Origin of the sequence: Agromyces zhanjiangensis (assembly GCF_040496055.1) — a bacterium.
GTDB lineage: Bacteria > Actinomycetota > Actinomycetes > Actinomycetales > Microbacteriaceae > Agromyces > Agromyces zhanjiangensis.
The window spans coordinates 17,580-34,516 of record NZ_JBEPKB010000012.1 but is presented as its reverse complement, the minus strand read 5'-3'; the positions used below and the strand labels follow the sequence as shown (position 1 = coordinate 34,516).

The 16,937-nt window shown below is 72.1% G+C and carries 15 protein-coding genes; 4 read left to right on the top strand and 11 right to left on the bottom strand.

Annotation, left to right across the window (positions count from 1 at the left end; translation table 11 throughout):
- Nucleotides 1–32 precede the first annotated feature (32 nt).
- Nucleotides 33–2,315, bottom strand: coding sequence for a polyribonucleotide nucleotidyltransferase (locus tag ABME02_RS17555; protein ID WP_353816655.1), 2,283 nt, complete (start codon nt 2,313–2,315; stop codon nt 33–35).
- A gap of 320 nt (nt 2,316–2,635) precedes the next feature.
- Nucleotides 2,636–4,726, bottom strand: a complete 2,091-nt coding sequence (locus ABME02_RS17550) for a glycosyltransferase (protein WP_353816654.1) — start codon at nt 4,724–4,726, stop codon at nt 2,636–2,638.
- 196 nt (nt 4,727–4,922) lie between these two features.
- Between ABME02_RS17550 and ABME02_RS17545 the strand changes: the two genes are divergently transcribed.
- On the top strand, nt 4,923–5,129 hold the full coding sequence (locus tag ABME02_RS17545; protein ID WP_353816653.1) for a dodecin family protein: 207 nt from the start codon (nt 4,923–4,925) through the stop codon (nt 5,127–5,129).
- A 74-nt stretch (nt 5,130–5,203) separates the two neighbouring features.
- Here the strand turns inward: ABME02_RS17545 and ABME02_RS17540 are convergent, their stop codons facing one another.
- On the bottom strand, nt 5,204–5,692 hold the full coding sequence (locus tag ABME02_RS17540) for a hypothetical protein (protein ID WP_353816652.1): 489 nt from the start codon (nt 5,690–5,692) through the stop codon (nt 5,204–5,206).
- Nucleotides 5,693–6,060: 368 nt separating this feature from the next.
- On the opposite strand from ABME02_RS17540, the gene ABME02_RS17535 reads away from it, so the two are divergent.
- Entirely contained in the window at nt 6,061–6,999 is a 939-nt protein-coding gene (locus ABME02_RS17535) for a hypothetical protein (protein ID WP_353816651.1), read from the top strand.
- Nucleotides 7,000–7,112: 113 nt separating this feature from the next.
- Complete coding sequence (locus ABME02_RS17530; protein ID WP_353816650.1) at nt 7,113–7,709, top strand: DedA family protein; 597 nt, start codon at nt 7,113–7,115, stop codon at nt 7,707–7,709.
- 79 nt (nt 7,710–7,788) lie between these two features.
- Here the strand turns inward: ABME02_RS17530 and ABME02_RS17525 are convergent, their stop codons facing one another.
- From ABME02_RS17525 to ABME02_RS17495, 7 genes are all read right to left on the bottom strand, one after another.
- Nucleotides 7,789–8,418 carry an FMN reductase gene (locus ABME02_RS17525; protein WP_353816649.1) on the bottom strand — a complete coding sequence of 210 codons (630 nt, stop codon included), beginning with the start codon at nt 8,416–8,418 and terminating at the stop codon, nt 7,789–7,791.
- Complete coding sequence (locus ABME02_RS17520) at nt 8,415–9,635, bottom strand: LLM class flavin-dependent oxidoreductase (RefSeq protein WP_353816648.1); 1,221 nt, start codon at nt 9,633–9,635, stop codon at nt 8,415–8,417. The genes ABME02_RS17525 and ABME02_RS17520 overlap by 4 nt, the downstream gene beginning before the upstream one ends.
- Before the next feature lie 85 nt (nt 9,636–9,720).
- Nucleotides 9,721–10,485, bottom strand: a complete 765-nt coding sequence (locus ABME02_RS17515) for a fructosamine kinase family protein (RefSeq protein ID WP_353816647.1) — start codon at nt 10,483–10,485, stop codon at nt 9,721–9,723.
- Between the two features lie 77 nt (nt 10,486–10,562).
- Nucleotides 10,563–12,200, bottom strand: a complete 1,638-nt coding sequence (locus tag ABME02_RS17510; protein ID WP_353816646.1) for a M28 family metallopeptidase — start codon at nt 12,198–12,200, stop codon at nt 10,563–10,565.
- Nucleotides 12,201–12,319: 119 nt separating this feature from the next.
- A complete protein-coding gene (locus ABME02_RS17505; RefSeq protein WP_353816645.1) occupies nt 12,320–12,955 on the bottom strand; it encodes a hypothetical protein in 636 nt (211 codons plus the stop codon).
- Between the two features lie 52 nt (nt 12,956–13,007).
- Complete coding sequence (locus tag ABME02_RS17500; protein ID WP_353816644.1) at nt 13,008–13,898, bottom strand: LLM class flavin-dependent oxidoreductase; 891 nt, start codon at nt 13,896–13,898, stop codon at nt 13,008–13,010.
- Between the two features lie 10 nt (nt 13,899–13,908).
- Nucleotides 13,909–14,958 carry an EamA family transporter gene (locus ABME02_RS17495; RefSeq protein WP_353816643.1) on the bottom strand — a complete coding sequence of 350 codons (1,050 nt, stop codon included), beginning with the start codon at nt 14,956–14,958 and terminating at the stop codon, nt 13,909–13,911.
- A gap of 94 nt (nt 14,959–15,052) precedes the next feature.
- Here ABME02_RS17495 and ABME02_RS17490 point away from each other — a divergent pair, with 94 nt between their 5' ends.
- Nucleotides 15,053–15,601: a CGNR zinc finger domain-containing protein gene (locus ABME02_RS17490; RefSeq protein ID WP_353816642.1), complete on the top strand. Its 549-nt coding sequence runs from the start codon at nt 15,053–15,055 to the stop codon at nt 15,599–15,601.
- Nucleotides 15,602–15,667: 66 nt separating this feature from the next.
- Here ABME02_RS17490 and ABME02_RS17485 read toward each other — a convergent pair whose 3' ends face one another.
- The gene (locus ABME02_RS17485; protein WP_353816641.1) at nt 15,668–16,789 is read right to left on the bottom strand and encodes a M24 family metallopeptidase; all 1,122 of its coding nucleotides are present in this window, start codon (nt 16,787–16,789) and stop codon (nt 15,668–15,670) included.
- Between the last annotated feature and the right edge of the window lie 148 nt (nt 16,790–16,937).

The window sequence follows — 16,937 nt, the reverse complement described above, 5'->3', positions numbered from 1 at the left end:
TCGGGACGGGCATCCGGTGGCGGGATCCGCGCTTACGCGTCGGCGCCCTCGGCGGGAGCCTCGGCGTGCTCGCCGGTCGCGGCGCGGCCGTTGGTGTCGGCCTCCTCCGCGACGACGGGCGCGAGCGAGAGCTTGCCGCGGTCGTCGACCTTGGTGATCTCGACGAGGATCTTCTGACCGACGCCGAGCACGTCCTCGACGTTCTCGACGCGCTTGCCGCCGGCGAGCTTGCGCACCTCGGAGATGTGCAGCAGGCCGTCCTTGCCGGGCAGCAGCGAGACGAAGGCGCCGAAGGCGGCGATCTTCACGACCGTGCCGAGGAACTGCTCGCCGACCTCGGGGTTGGTCGGGTTGGCGATCGCGTTCACCGCGGCGCGAGCGGCCTCGGCCGTGGGGCCGTCGGTCGCGCCGATGTAGACGGTGCCGTCCTCCTCGATCGAGATCTCGGCGCCGGTGTCGTCCTGGATGCCGTTGATCGTCTTGCCCTTGGGCCCGATGAGCTCGCCGATCTTGTCGACCGGGATCTGCACGCTGATGACGCGCGGCGCGGTGGGCGCCATCTCGTCGGGGCCGTCGATGGCGGCGTTCAGCACCTGCAGGATCGTGGTGCGCGCCTCCTTCGCCTGGGTCAGCGCGCCCGCGAGCACCGAGGCGGGGATGCCGTCGAGCTTGGTGTCGAGCTGGATCGCGGTGACGAACTCGGAGGTGCCGGCGACCTTGAAGTCCATGTCGCCGAGCGCGTCCTCCGCGCCGAGGATGTCGGTGAGCGCCGCGTAGCGGGTCTCACCGTCGACGGTGTCGGAGATGAGGCCCATCGCGATGCCCGCGACCGGCGCGCGCAGCGGCACACCGGCGTTCAGGAGCGACAGCGTCGAGGCGCAGACCGAGCCCATCGAGGTCGAGCCGTTCGAGCCGAGCGCCTCGGAGACCTGGCGGATGGCGTAGGGGAACTCCTCGCGCGTCGGCAGCACCGGCACGAGCGCACGCTCGGCGAGGGCGCCGTGGCCGATTTCACGGCGCTTGGGCGAACCCACACGACCCGTCTCACCCGTCGAGTACGGCGGGAAGTTGTAGTTGTGCATGTAGCGCTTCTTGGTGACCGGGCTCAGCGAGTCGATCTGCTGCTCGAGCTTCAGCATGTTCAGCGTGGTGACGCCCAGGATCTGGGTCTCGCCGCGCTGGAAGATGGCGGAGCCGTGCACGCGCGGGATGACCTGGACCTCGGCGTCGAGCGGACGGATGTCGGCCAGGCCGCGGCCGTCGATGCGGACGCCCTCGGACAGCACGCGCGAGCGGACGACGAGCTTCGTGACCGACTTGTACGCGGCCGACACCTCGCCGTTGGCCGACTCGGGCAGCTCGCCCGCCTCGACCTTGGCGGCGATGGCCTCCTTGACGCGCGCCTTGAGCGCGTCGTCGGCGTCCTGGCGCTCGACCTTGCCGGCGATCTGGTAGACGCCCTTGAGCTCGTCGTAGGCGAGCCCGGCGACGGCGTCGTAGGTCTCGCTCTGGTAGGGCGGGAACGTCGGGTAGTCGGCGGTGGGCTTCGCTGCGGTCGACGCGACCGACTGCTGCGCCTCGACGAGCTGCTTGATGAACGGCTTCGACGCCTCGATGCCCTGCGCGATCACGGTCTCGTCGGGCTTCACGGCACCGGCCTTGATGAGGTTCCACGCGTTGTCGGTCGCCTCGGCCTCGATCATCATGATCGCGACGTCCTGCGAGCCGTCGGCCTCGGTCACGACACGACCGGCGACGACCATGCTGAAGACCGCGTCCTCGAGCTGCGAGTGCTTCGGGAACGCCACCCACTGGCCGTCGATGAGGGCCACCCGCACGCCGCCGACGGGGCCCGAGAAGGGCAGGCCGGACAGCTGCGTCGAGAGCGACGCCGCGTTGATCGCGAGCACGTCGTAGAGCTCGTCGGGCTCGATCGCGAGCACGGTCACGACGACCTGGACCTCGTTGCGGAGGCCCTCGACGAACGAGGGGCGCAGCGGACGGTCGATGAGACGGCAGGTGAGGATCGCCTCGGTCGAGGGGCGACCCTCGCGGCGGAAGAACGAGCCGGGGATGCGCCCCGCGGCGTACATGCGCTCCTCGACGTCGATCGTGAGCGGGAAGAAGTCGAAGTGCTCCTTCGGCTGCTTCGACACCGAGGTCGCCGAGAGCAGCATGGTCTCGTCGTCGATGTACGCGGCGGCCGAGCCCTGCGCCTGCTGCGCGAGGCGACCGGTCTCGAACCGGATGATGCGGGTGCCGAAGCGACCGTTGTCGATGGTCGTCTCGGCGAACGTGATTTCAGGACCTTCCAAGAGGTCTCTCTCCTTTGTTTCGGCTCGCACGCCCGTGTGGCGCGCGAGGTGAACAAGGAGCAGGGAACAGGCAGATCTCAGCGCGTCGATGACCCGCCAGCGCTGGCCACCAGTAGAAGTCCACCAAGCTCTCGCTTGGTAAGCCACCACAGGGGACCAGCTTCCTGCCGGCCTGCTCCGAGCGCCCGACAGCGGGCGCGAGCTCATGTTGAATTGAGCGGATGCCGCGTGGGCATCCTCGCCGAGCCTATCAGCCCGGCGTGTCGCGACCTAGCGGGCGGCACGACGGCATGGGCGGGCGGATGCCGCGCACGCCCCGATCACGCGCGGATTCCGCGCCGCTCGTGCTCGCCGCTCGGGCCCGGCAGGTGCACCAGGGCGTCGTGCTTGGCGACGCGCCCGTCGCCCGCCGTGCGACCGAGGAGCCGTCGTCCGGCCCACGGCACGGCGTGCCGGAGCAGCCACTCCGCGTTCGGCAGCGGGGGCGCGTCGGGCTCGTCCACGTCGCCGTGGAGCACCGCGTCGAGGCCGGCGAGCGCCGCGGCATCCGGCACGCCCAGGACGTCGGCCGCCGCATACGCGAGCGCCCGATGACCGGACGAGTTCAGGTGCACGCGGTCCTCCGCCCACATGCCGCGCGCCGTCAGCCCACCGTGCGTCGAGGCGTCGAGGACCCTCGCGCCGGCGCCGTCGGCGCGGACGACGAGGCGCTCGGCGAACCGCTCGAACGCATCGCGCACCGAGCCGAGGCGCGCGTGCGCCGGCAGGAAGGGGGTCACGACGAGCACGTCGCACCCCGCCGCTCGGAGCCCGTGGACGGCGTCGCCGACGCGATCGGCGAGCGCCTCGGCCCGAGCGCCGATCCGCACCAGGTCGTTGCCGCCGATCAGCACCGTGACGAGGTCGGCCCCGAGCTCGAGGGCGCGGGGCAGCTGGACGTCGACGGCATCGACGACGCGCCGGCTGCGCACCGCGAGGTTCGCGTAGCCGATGCCGTCGCCCGACTGCGCGAGCAGCATGGCGAGGCGGTCCGCCCAGCCGCGGTACTCCCCCGCCGCCATCCGCGACGAGTCGCAGAGCCCCTCCGTGACCGAATCGCCCACGGCGACGAACCGTCGCCAGGAGGGAGGGGACCCGGCCGAGTCCGGCCCGCGCCGAGGCATCCGCTCGTCGCCGTCGACGCCCGGTCCGTCGACGGCGGCGCCGGCATCCATTCCGGCCTCGGGGGGAACGTGCGCCGGCGGGCGGATCCGCTCGACCACGGACGCCGTAGCGCCGACGGGCGCGCCCGCCCGCCCCGCGCGGTGGAGCTCGGCGGCGTGCTCGTAGTGGCCGAGGAGCTCGTCGCCGAGCGCCGACCAGCTCCGACCGGCGACGCCCTCGCGGGCGGCGCGCCCGAACGCGCGCCGCTTGGAGTCGTCGCCGGCGAGGTCGCGGACCCGCGCCGCCAGCTCGTCGAGGTCGCCCGGGCGGTAGAGCCAGCCGTCGCGGCTCGAGCTCACGAGGTCGACCGGACCGCCACGACCCGTGGCGACGACCGGTACGCCGCTCGCGAGCGCCTCCTGCACGGTCTGGCAGAACGTCTCGCTCTCGCCCGGGTGGACGAACACGTCGAGGCTCGCCATCGCCTCGGCGAGTGCGTCGCCGCCGAGGAAGCCCGTGAACGCGGCATCCGGGAGCATCCCCTCGAGCGCCGGCCGCGACGGTCCGTCGCCGATCACGATCAGGCGCACGCCGTCGATGGTCGAGAGTGCCCGCAGGTCCTCGACCTGCTTCTCCGGCGCGAGCCGGCCCACGTACCCGACGAGCACCTCGTCGTCGGCCGCGTACCGGCGCCGCCAGTCGAGCGAGCGCCGCTCGGGCCGGAACCGGTCGGTGTCGACGCCGCGGGCCCAGCGCCGCAGGCGCTCGACGCCGTACCCCTCGAGTTGCGCGATCGCCGCGGAGGACGGCGCGAGGGTGAGGGTCGCGCGACGGTGGAGGCGACCGACGTGGTTCGCGAGCGCGGGGGCCGCGCCGGGGACGCGGTACCGCTCGGCGTACGCCGGGACATCCGTCTGGTAGACCGCGACGCTCGGAACGCCGATGCGCTCGGCGGCCAGGACGCCCTGCCAGCCGAGCACGAACGGCGACGCGAGGTGCACGACGTCGGGTGCGAAGCCGGCGAGCATCGCGGCGAGTCGGCGGGCGCCGGCGAAGGTCATGCGGACTTCCGGGTAGCCGGGCATCGGCACCGACCGGAGGAACTCCGCACGGGCGCCGTGCAGGCCGTGGTCGACGGGACCGGATCGGGGGGCGAGGACGAGCGCCTCGTGGCCCTGCCGCTCGAGGTGCCCGAGCACCTGCAGCAGGGAATGCGTGACGCCGTTCATGTGCGGGAGGAACGACTCGGCGAGCAGTGCGACTCTCACGCGGCCAGCATGGGGCGGCCCGTGCGCGCGACGCGAACCGAGACGCCGTCGTCCGCCGAGGGTTCACCGAGGCGACGGATGCCGTTCGCGCGCCGGTCGCGAACGGGTCAACCCCTCGCGGCGCCCGCGGGGCAGGCGCATGATGGGAGACGGACGCATGCTCCGATGCGTCCGGAATCGTTCGAGGGGGAACGACATGTCATCGGTCGCACGAGTCACCACCATCACGGCCTTCTCCGAGACGAGCTTCGAGGACGCGGTCGCAGTGGGCATCGCCCGGTCCGTCGAGACGCTGCGCGGGGTCAGAGGCGCGTGGGTGAAGGAGCAGAAGGTCAAGGTCGAGGGCGGCAGCGTCGTCGAGTGGTCGGTCACCCTGGAGGTCACGTTCGTGCTCGACGACTGATCCGACGGCCGCATCCGGCGACGAGCCGGGACGGATGGCTGGTGCCTCCGTCCCGGCTCGCGGCGTGCTGAGGATCAGGGCGCGCTGAAGGTGCCCTTCACCGCGATGAAGGCGCCGCTGTCGAGGTCCTCGACGGTCACGTTCGACCAGACGACGGAGAACAGCGTCGCCGTCTGTCCGGGCGGGCAGTCGAGCGCGACGTCGGCGGGCGTCGGCATGAGCGTCAGCGAGCCGACGATGTTGCCGTTCTTGGCGGCCTCGAACTCGCCGCTCTCGGAGATGCGGGAGTCGATGGTCGTCTTCTTGGGATCGGACGGCACGTTGTTGCCGCCGTTGACGCACGAGTACGTGGCGCTGAGGTCCGCGCTCGCGACGACGGTCTCGATGGAGCCGGATTCGAGGCCGGCCTCCTTGAAGTCGACGACGAGGTTGACGCCGTCGAGGTGCGCGGAGGTCGCGTTCTTGATGAAGTGCGGGTTGCCCGCCATGGCGGGTCCGGCCGCACCGGCCAGCACGAGCACGGCGGCCGCGCCCAGCGCGGCGAGTGCGCGACGGATGGACATGATCTCTTCTTCTCTCGGGTTGCGATCGATGGCAGCGGATGCGACCGCGGCTCGCGCGCGTCGGTTGACCCGGTAGGGCGAGAGAAGAGGCGTGTGCGGCCGAAGCCGCGCTCCCGATGTCGACGCTACTCCGCGCGATGCACCGCGTGAACCCCCTGAATGAGGGATTCTCAGCTTTTTCGACGCCAGGAATCGAGCGCTCCTCGGCTCCGAACCGCCTTCATCACGGATCGATGACGAACTCGCCCGACAACCGGAGAGCGTCGTCCGGCAGACCGTAGGATCCGCTGAGACCGACTGGTCGACGAAGATGTCCAGCTCGGCTCGACGCATGCGTCGGGCTCCTGGCGAACACAGTGGAGCACGCATTGATCACACTTTCCAGGCGCACGGCAGCCGCCCTCGTCACGGGACTCACCACCGTCACCGCGGCGGTCACCGCCGGGGCGCTCGCCATGGGACCGGTCGTCGGCACCGAGCGGCCCGACCTCGCGGAGGGGCCGACCACCTCGACCATGCGCGAGTACTCGGATGCCGCCATCGCCGACCTCCAGTCCGAGGCCGTCGCCGCCGAGCAGTCGACGGCGACTGCGGCCGCCGCCGCCGGGTACTTGGGCAACGAGGCGACGACGTTCGTGCCGGTCGCACCGTGCCGCGTCGCGGACACCCGCTCGTCGACCGGCGGCAAGATCGCATCGGGAAGCGTTCGGAACTTCAAGGTCACCGGCTCGTCCAGCCTCAAGAGCCAGGGCGGCTCGTCGACCGGCTGCGGCATCCCCGAGAACGCGGTGGCCGTGCAGGCGGCGCTCAAGGCGGTCGCGCCCGTCGGCAACGGCTTCCTGCGCGCATGGGCGTACAACACGCCGGAGCCTGCGTCGACCGCGCTGACCTTCACGACGGGCACCGACATCGGCGACGCGACGGTGCTGCCGATCGGTGCGCCCGGCGCGTCGTACGAGCTCAAGGCGAGGCCGTACAAGGGCTCGATCCACCTGCTCATCGACGTCACCGGCTACTTCGTGCTGAACGACCACGGCCTGATCACCACCGAGGGCGGGCTCGCCGCCGGCGGTGCGACGCTCTGGGGCATCTGGCGGGGCGACGACACGCCGATCCCGGGCTTCTACGCGCTCGCCGTCGACCACGATCTCGAGTTCTGCTCGTACGACGTCACCCCGTGGGACTCGGACCTCGTCGCGTCGGCGACGATGAGCGACACGTACATCAACGAGTTCTTCGTGTACCTCCAGGATCGCGAGACCGGCGCGCCGAAGGACGGCGCGTTCTACTACTCGGTCACCTGCTGACCGATGGGCCGTGGGGGCCGGCGGACCGCGTCCGCCGGCCCCCGAGCTCGCGCGGCGTGGACACCGTGGTCCACGTCGCATTCCGTTCACCCGGGTCGACTAGACACGCCGGCGTGGACAGCCAGTGGATCGCCGCCGTTGCCGGGTCGCCGTGGTTGTTCCCGGTGCTGTTCGCCCTCGTCGTCGGCGACGCGTTCCTCGTCGTGCTGCCGAGCGAGACGGCGGTCGTCGCGCTCGGGGCGATCGCCGGCGCGACCGGGAACCCGGCGCTGCCCCTCGTGGTCGCGACCGCCGCGGTCGGCGCCCTCGTCGGCGACCTCGCGTGCTATGCGATCGGACGCTGGGCCGGCGTCGATCGCTGGTCCTGGCAGCGACGCCCGCGCGTCGCGGCGGCGATCTCCAGGGTCCGCGCCACCGTCGAGCGCCGCACCGCGGTCCTCGTCTTCACGGCCAGGTACATCCCGTTCGCGCGCATCGCGGTGAACCTCGCCGCCGGCGCGGCGCGCATCCCGCTCGCGCGCTACGCCCCGCTGGCCGCGGCCGCTGGACTCGGCTGGGCGCTCTACAACGTCGCGGTCGGCGGCCTCGTCGGCGCCGCGCTCGGCGACCGGCCGGTGCTCGCGATCGCCGTCTCGGTCGCGGTGGCGATCACGCTCGGGCTCGCGGTCGACACCGCGATCCGCGTCGTCTCCACCCGTCGTCGCCGGTGAACGGGGCGCCCACGACGAAGCGGATGCCGCGTCCGGAACACGTCCGGCCGCGGCATCCGCTCGCCTGGAACCCTGCTGCCTACTCCCCCGCGAGGCCGCCGAGCAGGTGACCCATCGGGCGGTCGAGTGCGAACGGGTCGCTCACCATCTCGCTGCGGTCTGTCCGCTCGACGAGGTCGGCGAACTCGGTCGCGCCGCGGAAGATGCGGTCGGGCAGCGATCGAACGCCGTCGCCGCCGCCGCCCCAGTCGCTCGTCGCGGCGAAGACGCCGGTCGTGACCGGGATGGCGTGCAGGTAGGTGAACAGCGGCCGGATCGCGTAGTCGATCGCGAGCGAATGGCGCGGGGTGCCGCCCGTGGCGCCGATGAGCACCGGGAGATCGGTCAGCGACTGCGGGTCGATCACGTCGATGAACGACTTGAAGAGCCCGGCGTAGCTCGTCGTGAAGATCGGCGTGACGACGATGAGGCCGTCGGCCGACGCGACCGCGTCGAGCGCCTCCTCGAGCTTCGGCGGGGCGAAGCCCATGAGCAGGTGGTTGGTGATGTCGTGCGCGAGGTCGCGCAGCTCGAACACCTGCGCCTCGACCTCGACGCCGCGCTCCTGGAGGAGGTTCGCGCTGTCGGCGAGGAGCCGGTCGGCGAGCTGGCGGCTCGAGCTCGGCGTGGAGAGCCCCGCCGAGATGACGACGATCTTCCTGGTGGTCATCGCGCACCTGCCGTCCGGGTCGCGGCCGGCCCGAAGGCCGAGCCGGAGGGCGCGGGAGCCGCCGGGCCGTCCTGGTAGGGCGAGCCGAGGGTGAGGTTGTCCCCGCGGTTGGCGTTCGGGGTGGCCTGGCGCGGTGCGCCGTCACCGTACTTCGCCGTCACGAGCGAGGCGTGCGTGGGCGCGTCCGGCACGTCGGCCGGGCGGTCCTTCGCGAACTCGCGACGGAGCACCGGCACGACCTCCTCGCCGAGCAGGTCGAGCTGCTCGAGGACGGTCTTCAGCGGCAGGCCCGCGTGGTCGATGAGCCACATCTGGCGCTGGTAGTCGCCGACGTAGTCGCGGAAGCCGAGGGTGCGGTCGATGACCTCCTGCGGGCTGCCGACGGTGAGCGGCGTCTGCTGCGTGAACTCCTCCATGCTCGGGCCGTGGCCGTAGACGGGCGCGTTGTCGAAGTACGGTCGGAACTCGTTCACGGCGTCCTGCGAGTTCTTCCGCATGAACACCTGGCCGCCGAGGCCCACGATCGCCTGCGCGGCGGTGCCGTGGCCGTGGTGCTCGTAGCGCTGGCGGTACAGCGCGATCATGCGCTGCGTGTGGGAGGCCGGCCAGAAGATGTGGTTGGCGAAGAAGCCGTCGCCGTAGAACGCGGCCTGCTCGGCGACCTCGGGGGTGCGGATCGAGCCGTGCCAGACGAACGGCGGCACGCCGTCGAGCGGGCGCGGCGTCGAGGTGAAACCCTGGAGGGGCGTGCGGAACTTGCCCTCCCAGTCGACGACGTCCTCGCGCCAGAGGCGGTGGAGGAGCTCGTAGCTCTCGATCGCGATGGGAAGGCCCTGGCGGATGTCCTTGCCGAACCAGGGGTAGACCGGCCCGGTGTTGCCGCGACCGAGCATGAGGTCGGCGCGACCGTTCGACACGTGCTGGAGCATCGCGTAGTCCTCGGCGAGCTTCACCGGGTCGTTCGTGGTGATGAGGGTCGTGGCGGTCGAGAGCTGCAGGGTGCTCGTCTGCCCGGCGATGTACGCGAGCGTCGTGGTGGGCGAGGACGACCAGAACGGCGGGTTGTGGTGCTCGCCGAGCGCGAAGACGTCGAGACCGACCTCCTCCGCGTGCGTGGCGATGGTCAGCGTCGCCTGGATCCGCTCGGCCTCGCTCGGGGTGCGGCCGGTCGTGGGGTCCTGCGTGATGTCGCTGACGGTGAAGATTCCGAACTGCATGTCGCCCTCCTGGGCTCCTTCTCTCGTTCCATGCTTTTGCATGCAATTGACCAGAACGGATGACCCCGTCGAAGTATTCCCGACGTCATCCGGCCAGGTCCAGCACGGCCTTCGAGGCCTCCGCGAGCGCGATCCCGTAGGTGCGGCCGTGCCCGGCGGCGTGGACAGCGAGCGGATGCAGTTGGTGCAGCGGGATGCGCTCCTCCCATCCGTCGTGCAACGGAGTGAGCCCGTCGTACGCCGCCAGGACCTCGGCGAGGAACGGGCACCCGAAGAGCGCGAGCATCGCGAGGTCGGTCTCGCGATGACCGCCGTGCGCGGCCGGGTCGATGAGGACGACGCCGTCGGCCGACCACAGCACGTTGCCGTTCCAGCGGTCGCCGTGCAGGCGCGCGGGCGGCTCGCCGTCGTCGAACGCGCCCGTCGCGACGGCGTCGCACGCCCGCCGGACGAGCGCGGCCTCGGCGGGCGTCAGGTTCCCGGCGTCCTCGGCGACCGGTACGAACGGCAGCACACGGTCGCGCGCATAGAAGGTCCCCCAGGAGGCCTCGGAGGCGGCGGGCATCGCCCGGCGACCGATGAACAGCCTGCCGTGCCATCCGTCGGGGCGGCCCCCGAACGAGTCGGCACCGGCGGCATGGGTGCGTGCGAGCGCCGCGCCGAACGCGGCCGCCGCCTCGCGGGACGGTCGCACCTCGTCGATGCGCTCGAGCTCGATCCATCCGGGTCCGACCGCCGAGACGCCGGCGACACGCGCGCCACCGGCCTCCGCGAGCCAGGCGAGCCCGGCCGCCTCGGCCTCGAAGAATCCCTCGGGCGCGTCGTCCCGCCGCTTGACGATCGTCTGCACCGCCCCAGTCTGGCGCACGAGCGCGGGGCCCGCCGCTGACGCGACGGGCCCCGCTGGTCGGGTCGAACGAGAGACGACTACTCGGTCTCGTGCGGACCGTGGTGGTGGCCGTCCTCACCCACGAGGTCGGGGTCGAGGCCGCCGGCGTTGCCGCCGATGGTGCCCTCGGGCCCGGCCGGTGCGGGCAGCTTCAGGCCGCCCGGCACCTTCACGCCCGCCACGCCGTTGACCGACTCGGTCGAGTACGAGTACGCGAGCACCGCGAGGGCGATCGCGTCCACGTTCACGTCGAGCGCGTGCTCGTTCACGTTGTCGATCGTGTCGCAGGCCTGGTGGTAGCACGGGTCGTACGACGCACCGGCCGTGCCGCCCCAGATGGACGCCTGCTCCTCGGTCTTCACGACCTCGGCGCCGGTGAAGAGGCCGCCGGCGGGGATGCCGACGCGGATGAACGCGTCGTAGTCGCTGCGACCGCTGAACTGCGCGTCGTCGTACGGCTCACCGACCGAGGTGTAGTAGCTCTCGAAGAGCTTCTCGATCTCGACCGAGCCGTCGGGGATCGGAACGCCCGCGGGCGCCAGCCAACCGGACTCGTCACCGTCGTACACCATGAAGATGTAGTTCGGCGAGGCGACCATGTCGAAGTTCAGGTACAGCGCGATGCGGTCCTGCTCCTCCTGGCTGAGTTCCGCGACGTACTCCTCGGAACCGATCAGGCCCGACTCCTCCGCACCCCACCACGCGAGGCGGATGGTGTTCTGCGGCTCGAGCTTGCTGAGGTTCTCCGCCAGCTCGAGGAGCGACGCGGAGCCGCTGCCGTTGTCGTTGATGCCGGGGCCGGCCTGCACCGAGTCGAGGTGCGCGCCGGCCATCACGACGTTGTCGTCGTTCACACCGGTCTTCTCGGCGATCACGTTCTTCTGCGGACGCGACTCGGGAGCCGGCACGAAGATGTTCGCGGTCGAGCCGGCCTGCGAGAGGGCGACGCCCTGCTCGTAGCTGGCGCCGACGACGGGGATGCCCACGACGTTCGAACCGCCGAGCGTGCCGACGATGAGGCCATTGCGCGCGTCGGACGTGTCGTTGCCCTGGTTGAAGATGATCACGGCCTCCGCGCCCGCGGCCTCCGCGTTCAGCGCCTTGTCCGCGAACGGGCAGGTGCCGCGCTGGATCAGGGCGATGTCGGCCGGACCGGAGAAGTCGAGGCCCGCGAAGTCGTCGGCCGTGCAGCCGCTCGTGCTGGCGTTGCCGACACCGAGCTGCAGGTCGACCGGGATGATCGTGCCGGTCACGTCGCCCGCGCCGCTGCCGGTGTACGGCCCGGTCGCGTACTCGGCGGAGATCGGCGTCAGCTGCGTCAGCGTCGACGGGCCCACGTAGGTGTACGGGAACTCGTCGATCGAGACGTCCCAGCCGGCGGCCTCGAGCGTGTCGACCACGTACTCGACGCTCTCCTCGTAGCCGCTCGTGCCGGCGGCGCGGTTGCCGTCGTTGGCATCCGCGATCGCCTGCAGTGCCGCGAGGTGCTCCATTGCACCGTCCGCGTCGACGCACTGGAGCAGCTTCGCGATCGTGTTGTTGTTCTGGTTGGCACAGGAGTTGCCCCCGGGCGCACCCAAGGCGGCCCCGGCGGGCACCAGGGCCAGCGCCGCGACCGTCGTCGCGCTGGTCGCGAGCACGGCGGCGCGGCGGGAAAGCCTCGTAGATCGATACATCGTCTCTCCTTGTCGGAGGGCGCCCTCGGCGGCGCCCTTCCGGCGAGACTACGTGGAGGGTCTCCCCCGGTAACAGTCTTGACTTCACCGGTTCGGCCGACTATGAGCGCGATGATTCCTCAGGAATCCGCGAGCGCGGACGGTGCATCGCCGCCACCGACGACCGCGCCGAGCCCGCTCAGGTCGACGTCGACCCGGTACGGGCGGGCGGACCCTTCGATGACCGCCGGAACCCCGACGTACGCTCCGCGCGACGAGCGCAGCGCGTCCAGCGCGTCGCGCCAGCGGGCCTCCGCCGCCTCGCCGAGGAACCCCGCGTGCCGCGGCCGGTCGCCGCCGACGAGCTGCACCCCGATCCGGTACCTCGGGGAGAGCCAGCGGCGCGCCCGCGGCACGAGGACCGCGGACTGCGTCGCTCCGCCGTGGAGGCGGGCGAGGTCGATGGCGGGCTGGTGCCGGTGCACGTCGACGACCGGCACGACGCTGCGCACCCCGGCCGCGACGGGCGCCGCGTCGACGACCTCGATCCCGTCGAGGCTCGTGAGGTCGCCCATCGGGTCGGGATTGCGCATGCGCCGCTCGCGCACGAACGCGACGACGCCCCACGCCGCCGTCAGCGCGATCGCGACGAGGAGCACGACCAGCCACACTCCGCTGTCGGGGCGGACGAGACCGGTCAAGAGCAGGAGCGCCACCAGGACGAGGTAGGGAAGCGGCTCCCAGCGGAGCGGGGAGACGAAGCGGGGCGCGGACACCACGACAGGCTACCCGGCGGATCCGACCGTGCGCGGCGGGGCACCGGCGGGCTCAGCGGAGCGATGGCAACCGGGTCGCGATGTCCTCGAGCACCGCCTCGCTGCCGGCGTACAGTCCGTGCTCGCGCGGCCGGTGCGAGACGACGTCGGTGAACCCGAGCTCGCGGGCGCGGCCGACGGCATCCTCGAACGCGCCGAGGCTCGCCATCGAGTACCGGGTGTCGCCGTCGAGCGAGAGCACGCGGTCGAACTCCCCGGGCGCTCGGTCCTCGGCCGCGAGGGCGCCGTCGAGGCGCGCGGACAGCTCGGCGAGGTGGTCCCACCACGCGGCATCCGAGTCGAGGTCTCCGCCGCCGGTGGTCACCCAGCCGGACCCGTAGCGCGCGGCGAGTCGCATCGCGCGCGGGCCGTTCGCGGCCATGAGGAAGGGCATGCGCGGCTCCTGGGCCGGCTCGCCGACCATGCGCGCCGCGACCGCCGAGTAGTGGTCGCCCGAGTACGAGATGCCCTCGCCCGAGCCGCGCTCGAAGCGCAGCAGCACGTCGAGCGCCTCGGTGAACTCGCGGAACCGCTCATGGCGTTCGCGCGCGGAGAGCTCGGACTGGCCGAGCACGTAGGCGTCGAAGCCCGTGCCGCCCGAGCCGAGGCCGAGGATCAGGCGCCCACCCGAGACCTGGTCGAGCGTCGCGGCGTCCTTCGCGAAGGGCACGGGATGGCGGTAGTTGGGGCTCGCGACGAAGGTGCCGAGCCGGATCCGCTCGGTGACCATGGCCGCGGCCGTGAGCGTCGGGACCGTGGCGTGCCACCGCTCCCCAGCCAGCCCCCGCCAGGAGAGGTGGTCGTAGGTCCACGCATGGTCGAACCCGAGGTCCTCGGCCTGACGCCACCGTCGCGCGGCCTCCGGCCAGTCGTACTGCGGGAGGATGACGAGGCCGAATCGCATGGGCCCGAGCCTACGCCGAGGTGGAGACCGGGCCGGTCGGCAGCGCCGCGCGCGATTCGACGGACGGCTCGGCGGGCGGGTCCACGGGCGGGTCGATCGTCGCGTCGGCCGGGACCGGCAGGACCTCCGGGTCCGCCACCAGCGTGGCGGCATCCCGTGGCGAGCGCTCGAGCTTGACGAGGACGATCCCGCCGAGGATCAGGACCCCGCCGAGGACCTGCAGCGGTCCGAGCGCCTCGCCGAGGAGGATCCACCCGACGATCGCGGCGAAGATGACCTCGGAGAGCCCGAGGAAGGACGAGACGCGCGACCCGAGCAGGCGGATGGCGGCGATGCCCGCCGAGTACGCGAATGCCGTGGAGACGGCGCCGACCGTGAGCAGCGGGACCCACCACGGGGCGCTGCCGCCGAGGAACGCGACGTCGACGAGCGCCGCCTCCATGGGCATGAGCCCGAGGAGCCCCGCGATGCCGAGGGCCATCGCGCCGACGACGAAGCCGGCCGCGATGAGCGCGACGGGGGGCAGCTGCTCGGTGGCCCGCTCGCCGATCGCGTAGTAGACGCACACGCCGATCATGGCGATCGCGGCGAACGCGAGGCCGAGCGGGTCGAGGTCGCCGCCGCCGGGGCCGATCACGAGCCAGAGCCCGGCCAGCGCGAGCGCGGAGCCGCCGAGGACGATGAGCTGCGGCCTGCGCCTCGAACTCACCCACGCGAACAGGACGAGCGCGATCGGCGCGAGGTACTCGATGAGCAGCGTCATCGACACCGGGATGCGTTCGAGGGACGCGTAGAACGCGAACTGGACGCCTGCGACCGCGACCACGCCGTAGAGCAGCACGGTCCAGCGGGCGCGCCAGAGCGGCCTGAGGTCGAACCGCAGGGAGATCAGTGCGGGGACGACGAGCAGCGCGGCCGCGATCGAGATGCGCGCGAGCACCGCCGCTCCGGGCGACCAGCCCGCCTCGAGCAGCGGCTTGACGAATACGCCGCCCACGCCGAACGCCAGCCCGGCACCGAGCCCGAGCGCGATGCCGACGATCCCCCGTGATGCACGCACGGCCGCCCTCCTCCACAGTCCGCACGCCGTCGGCCCGGTGAGGACCGAACGTCGTTATGCTCGTGACAGTAGCCGAGCGAATGTCAGGAGTCAAATGATTTTCACCGATGACACGGTCGCAGCCCTCGGGTTCATGGCCGCAGTCGCCGACACGGTGCCCGGCGCGTCCGAATCCGGTGACGACGAGCTCGCCACGACCGACCAGCTGGCCGGCCTGCTCGACGTCTGGGGCTTCTCCGGTCGACGCGACGGCGACGAGCGCGAGCTCGGCGAGGTCCGCGCCGTCCGCGACCGCCTCCGCGAGGTCTGGACGCTCGAACGCGACCCCATGGCGAGCGCCGTCAACGCCATCCTCGAGGAGTCGCACGCGATCCCCCGACTCGTGCGACACGACGAGCTCGACTGGCACATCCACGCGGTCTCGCAGGATCGCCCGCTCGCCGAGCGCATGCTCGTCGAGGCCGCGATGGCGCTCGTCGACGTCATCCGCGCCGACGGGATCGGCCGACTCGCGCGATGCCAGGCCGACGACTGCACCGGGGTGTTCGTCGACCTCTCGAAGAACGCGTCGAAGCGGTACTGCAGCACGCGGTGCGGAAACCGCATGGCGACCAGGGCGTATCGCGCGCGCAGCGCCGACTGAGGTGCGACGACGGATGCCCCGCGGTGCACGCCGCGCCGCGGCATCCGTCGCCCACGACCGCTCGGCTCAGCGCACGATGGCCATCTCGTGCGGCGTCGTGTTCAGCCGACGTCCGCCGTCGGCGGTGACCGTGACGATGTCCTCGATGCGGACGCCGAAGCGACCGGGCAGGTACACGCCCGGCTCGATCGAGAAGCACATGCCGGGCTCGAGCGGGGTCACCTCGCCCTCGACCATGTAGGGCGGCTCGTGCGTCGTCATCCCGATGCCGTGGCCGACGCGATGGATGAAGTACTCCCCGTATCCGGCGTCCGCGATCACCGCGCGTGCGACGCGGTCGATCTCCTGGCACGGCACGCCGGGGCGGACCGCCTCGAACCCCGACTGCTGGGCGCGGACGACGAGTTCGTGCACGGCGCGTTCCTCGTCGGTCGGCTCGCCGACGTGGACCGTGCGGGTCGTGTCGGAACCGTAGCCGTGCTTCAGCCCTCCGAAGTCGAGCACGACCATGTCGCCGACCTCGATGACGCGATCGCCCCGTTCGTGGTGCGGGTTCGCCCCGTTCGGCCCGGAGCCGACGACCGTGAAGTCGACCTGCGAGTGGCCGTGCGCCCGCAGGGCTGCGGCGAGGTCGGCGGCGACGTCGGCCTCGGCGCGACCGGCGAAGCGGACACCGAGGATGTCGCGGTACGCGGCGTCCGCGGCCGCGGCCGCGGCCGCGAGCCGCACGAGCTCGTCGGCCCCCTTCACCGCGCGGAGCATCGGCAGCGCCGACGTCATGGACGCGAACGAGGTCGTGGCCAGACGGTCCTGCAGCCCGAGCAGGTGCATCGCCCACGCGGCGTCCGATATCGCGTAGCGCCCGGGCGCGAGCAGCGGCGCCGCCGCCTCGTAGGGGTCGTCGCCGTCCATCCAGTCGACGAGCCGCAGGATCGGCGCGGCGACGGCACGTTCGGCGTCGGGCCGCTCGAGCTTCGGCACGATGAGCGACGGTTCGCCGTCGGCGGGGATCACGAGCATCGTCAGGCGCTCGGTGGTGACCGGCACGTACCCCGTGAGGTACTCGAGGTCGGGACCGGGTGCCACGACGACGCCGGCCAGGTCGGCGTCGGCCGCGGAGCGCGCGGCTCGGCGGATGCGGGCGGCGAAGTCGTCGGCCGTGAAGGGGGCGGGCGTCGCGTCGGTCATCACGATCCTCCTCGGGCCGCGGGCTGCCCTGCGCACGGTCGGTCGGAGGCTAGCAGCGTGGCGGCCGAGCGGTGGGGCATTCCGACCCGTGGGGGCGCGGCATCCGCTCGTGCGTTCGCAGCGCCTGCATGACGAAGGCCCCCGACCG

Excerpts from the sequence above, each read along its gene's own strand:
- ABME02_RS17545 (WP_353816653.1), top strand. The coding sequence starts at position 4,923 with ATGTCATCGGTCGCACGAGTCACCACCATCACGGCCTTCTCCGAGACG.
- ABME02_RS17540 (WP_353816652.1), bottom strand. The coding sequence starts at position 5,692 with ATGTCCATCCGTCGCGCACTCGCCGCGCTGGGCGCGGCCGCCGTGCTC.
- ABME02_RS17525 (WP_353816649.1), bottom strand. The coding sequence starts at position 8,418 with ATGACCACCAGGAAGATCGTCGTCATCTCGGCGGGGCTCTCCACGCCG.
- ABME02_RS17520 (WP_353816648.1), bottom strand. The coding sequence starts at position 9,635 with ATGCAGTTCGGAATCTTCACCGTCAGCGACATCACGCAGGACCCCACG.
- ABME02_RS17510 (WP_353816646.1), bottom strand. The coding sequence starts at position 12,200 with ATGTATCGATCTACGAGGCTTTCCCGCCGCGCCGCCGTGCTCGCGACC.
- ABME02_RS17500 (WP_353816644.1), bottom strand. The coding sequence starts at position 13,898 with ATGCGATTCGGCCTCGTCATCCTCCCGCAGTACGACTGGCCGGAGGCC.
- ABME02_RS17490 (WP_353816642.1), top strand. The coding sequence starts at position 15,053 with ATGATTTTCACCGATGACACGGTCGCAGCCCTCGGGTTCATGGCCGCA.
- ABME02_RS17485 (WP_353816641.1), bottom strand. The coding sequence starts at position 16,789 with ATGACCGACGCGACGCCCGCCCCCTTCACGGCCGACGACTTCGCCGCC.